Below are 4,143 nucleotides of genomic sequence, written 5' to 3'. Positions count from 1 at the left end.
TGTGAAATCCGTGGGAGAATATTCTCCGACAGAAAATTCTGTGAAATCTGTGAATTCTGTGGGAGGACACGATTGCTCGGTTGGTGCAGCTGAGACAGCTGCACCCCCTGAGAGGGTGGCGTGGGTATGGCAAGATGCCATACCCTCCTAAGATTAGTCGGCGAGCTTAGCCTTGATGAACTCGCGGTTGAGGCGAGCGATGTTGGCGATCGACTCGTTCTTCGGGCACTCAGCCTCGCAAGCGCGGGTGTTGGTGCAGTTGCCGAAGCCGAGCTCCTCCATCTTGGCGATCATTGCCTTTGCGCGCTTGGCTGCCTCCGGGCGGCCCTGCGGCAGGAGAGCGAGCTGGCTCACCTTAGAGCTTACGAAGAGCATTGCAGAGCCGTTCTTACATGCAGCTACGCAGCAGCCGCAGCCGATACATGTAGCGCAGTCCATAGCCTCGTCAGCGTCTTCCTTCGGGATGAGGATGGCGTTGGCGTCCTGTGGCTGGCCAGTACGAACGCTTACGTAACCACCTGCCTGCATGATCTTGTCGAACGCTGTGCGGTCTACCATGCAGTCCTTGATTACGGGGAACGCTGCTGAGCGCCACGGCTCAACGGTGATTACGTCGCCGTCGTTGAACTTACGCATGTAGAGCTGGCATGTGGTAGCGCCCTGGTTCGGTCCGTGTGGGTGACCGTTGATGTAGAGTGAGCACATACCGCAGATGCCCTCGCGGCAGTCGTGGTCGAATACGAAAGGCTCGTTGCCTTCCTCGATGAGCTGCTCGTTAAGGATGTCGAGCATCTCAAGGAATGAGGTATCCGTAGGGATATCCTTCATCTCGCGTGTGTCGAAGTGGCCCTTGTCCTGAGGACCGTTCTGACGCCAATATTTCAGTGTGAATGATATGTTTGCCATAATTTTTATTAGTTCTTATAGTTACGTGTCTGTACCTTGATTGCCTCGTATTCGAGCGGTTCCTTGATGAGTTCAGGAGCGGTCTCGTCGTCGCCCTTGTACTCCCAGCAGCCTACGTAGAAGAAGTTCTCGTCGTCGCGCTTTGCCTCGCCCTCTTCTGTCTGGTGCTCCTCGCGGAAGTGACCACCGCAAGACTCCTCGCGTGAGAGTGCGTCGTGTGCGATGAGCTCACCCATGAGGATGAAGTCGCGGAGGTGGATAGCCTTGTCGAGCTCTACGTTCAGGCCTTCCTTCTTGCCAGGGATGAAGAGGTTGGTGTTGAACTCGTTGCGGAGCTTCTTGATGAGCTTGATGCCTTCCTCGAGACCCTCCTTTGTGCGGCCCATGCCTACGTGCTCCCAGAGGATGTGGCCGAGTTCCTTGTGGAGTGAGTCGACAGAGCGCTTGCCCTGGATGCCCATGAGGCGGTCGATTTCTGCCTGAACGCCCTTCTCAGCTTCTGCGAACTCGGGGAGGTCGACAGAGAGGTGCGGCCAGATAGCCTGGTCGGCGAGGTAGTTCTGGATGGTGTACGGCAGCACGAAGTAGCCATCGGCAAGACCCTGCATGAGGGCAGATGCGCCGAGACGGTTAGCGCCGTGGTCAGAGAAGTTGCACTCGCCGATTGCGAACAGACCGGTGATAGAGGTCTGGAGCTCGTAGTCGACCCAGATACCGCCCATTGTGTAGTGGATAGCCGGATAGATCATCATCGGGTTGTAGTACTTCACGCCGTTGATTTCGTTTGCAAGCTCGCCCGGGTTTACGTCGGTGATTTCCTCGTACATGTCGAAGAGGTTGCCGTAGCGCTGGCGGATTACGTCGATGCCGAGACGGTTGATTGACTCAGAGAAGTCGAGGAATACGGCGAGGCCGGTGTTGTTCACGCCGAAGCCCTTGTCGCAACGCTCTTTGGCTGCGCGCGAAGCAACGTCACGCGGAACGAGGTTGCCGAATGCCGGGTAGCGACGCTCCAAGTAGTAGTCGCGGTCTTCCTCCGGAATGTCCGAGCCCTTCTTTGTGCCTGCCTGGAGAGCCTTTGCGTCTTCGAGCTTCTTCGGCACCCAGATGCGGCCGTCGTTACGCAGCGACTCTGACATAAGTGTGAGCTTCGACTGCTTGTCGCCGTGTACGGGGATACATGTCGGGTGGATCTGTACGTAGCAAGGGTTAGCGAAGTAGGCGCCCTTACGGTAGCACTGAACGGCTGCTGTACAGTTGCAACCCATAGCGTTTGTAGAGAGGAAGTATGCGTTGCCGTAACCGCCGGTAGCGATTACTACGGCGTTAGCCGAGAAGCGCTCGAGCTTGCCGCTGACGAGGTTCTTAGCGATGATACCGCGTGCGCGGCCGTCAACGATTACTACGTCTTCCATCTCGTAGCGTGTGTAGAGCTGTACGCGACCCGTGCTCACCTGCTTAGAGAGTGCTGAGTAGGCACCGAGGAGGAGCTGCTGACCGGTCTGACCCTTAGCGTAGAATGTACGTGACACCTGAGCACCACCGAACGAGCGGTTGGCAAGCATGCCGCCGTACTCGCGTGCGAATGGTACGCCCTGGGCTACGCACTGGTCGATGATGTCGTTTGACACCTCTGCCAGACGGTAAACGTTAGCCTCGCGTGCACGGTAGTCGCCACCTTTCACTGTGTCGTAGAACAGACGGTAAACTGAGTCGCCGTCGTTCTGGTAGTTCTTGGCTGCGTTGATACCGCCCTGAGCGGCGATAGAGTGAGCGCGACGCGGTGAGTCCTGGATGCAGAAGTTTAAAACGCGGAAACCCATCTCGCCGAGGCTGGCTGCTGCAGAAGCACCTGCAAGACCTGTACCTACAACGATGACGTCGAGCTTGAGTTTGTTCTTGGGGTTCACCAGACGCTGGTGAGCTTTATAGTTGGTCCACTTCTCGGCCACTGGGCCTTCAGGGATTCTTGAATTAATTGTCTTAGCCATAATAGGAATTATGATTTTTGAATGTTGATGTTTTTATTAGCAGCAGCTACCGCAGCAGAGGCTCGGTGCGCAGCCGAGGTAGAACAATACTACTACTACGAGGAAGCCGAGGATGAGCAGGGTTGAGTAAACCTGGCTGATCACCTTCCAACGGTTGAACCATACCTTGCCGTTCCAGCCGAATGTCTGCATTGCGCTCCAGAAACCGTGTGAGAGGTGGAACCAGAGGGCTACGAGCCATACGATGTAGAGAACAACGTAAACCGGGTTCTTGAATGTCTCCTGAATCCAGCCGAAGCCGTCAGCAGGTGCGCATACGCCCTCAAAGCCGAGAAGCTCTGCGAACATCATGTTGTACCAGAAGTTGAAGAGGTGGAGCAACATACCGAGCAACACGATGATGCCCAGAACGAGCATGTTCTGCGATGCCCACTCTACGCCCTTAGGCTTTGCTGTAACCTCGTAACGAGAGTTGCCGCGGGCTGCGCGGTTCTGCATCGTGAGCCAGAAGGCGTAAACGAAGTGGAGAACGCAGAGGGCAGCAAGACCCATTGTTGCTACTACGGCATACCAGTTGGCGCCAAGGAACTCACAAATCATGTTGTAAGCGTCTCCCGAGAAGAGGGCAACAACATTCATTGACATGTGGAATGTCAGGAATAGAACAAGTGCGACGCCGGTGAGGGCCATCACTACTTTTCTACCGATTGATGAATTGATTAACCACATAAATGATTTGAAATTTAAATTATTAATTGATAAAATTATTGATGTTTCTTCGTGCGTAATGGAGGCTGCTCCTCGCGCATATACTATATAATAGGTAGGGGCACATCCTTTCAAGCTGCAAAAATACTGAAATTTGATGATAAATCAAATTATTTCACATCAAAAATCGAATTTATTTCTTAATTTTGCGAACATAAAAGGATGCAGAACGTAAACACACTGTGTATTGCAGCGCAATCTCCGCAGGGTACACACGCTACTTATGGCATCGTGCAGCGAACGGAATCTGATCGGGCGGCGGACGCAATCCGATGGCAGAGAGAGCACTTTCAGGGGGCACTCTTAGGGGGTGCACTTGTCTCCGCTCGGCTTTGCCGCTTGCCAGAGCAAGAAGTGCACCAACAAAGCAGACGGGGAGAGAGTGTCCCACAGAATACGCGGAACACACAGAACCTTCTAGCAGAGAAGTGCCTCCCACAGATAGACACAGATGCGCACAGATTAGGAGGGTATGGCA

The 4,143-nt window shown here is 54.3% G+C and carries 3 protein-coding genes; all 3 read right to left on the bottom strand.

Annotated elements, in window-relative coordinates:
• Positions 1-153 precede the first annotated feature (153 nt).
• Genes HMPREF0673_RS07510 through HMPREF0673_RS07500 form a run of 3 tightly spaced genes read right to left on the bottom strand, consistent with a single transcriptional unit; the run spans position 154 to position 3,626 of the window.
• A complete protein-coding gene (locus HMPREF0673_RS07510; RefSeq protein WP_118354848.1) occupies positions 154-909 on the bottom strand; it encodes a succinate dehydrogenase/fumarate reductase iron-sulfur subunit in 756 nt (251 codons plus the stop codon).
• A 5-nt stretch (positions 910-914) separates the two neighbouring features.
• Complete coding sequence (locus HMPREF0673_RS07505) at positions 915-2,897, bottom strand: fumarate reductase/succinate dehydrogenase flavoprotein subunit (protein WP_007900359.1); 1,983 nt, start codon at positions 2,895-2,897, stop codon at positions 915-917.
• A 36-nt stretch (positions 2,898-2,933) separates the two neighbouring features.
• Positions 2,934-3,626, bottom strand: a complete 693-nt coding sequence (locus tag HMPREF0673_RS07500; protein ID WP_007900358.1) for a succinate dehydrogenase/fumarate reductase cytochrome b subunit — start codon at positions 3,624-3,626, stop codon at positions 2,934-2,936.
• Positions 3,627-4,143: the final 517 nt, after the last annotated feature.

The organism is Leyella stercorea DSM 18206, from assembly GCF_000235885.1.
Classification (GTDB): Bacteria; Bacteroidota; Bacteroidia; order Bacteroidales; family Bacteroidaceae; genus Prevotella; species Prevotella stercorea.
This window is presented reverse-complemented; position numbering and strand designations above follow the sequence as displayed.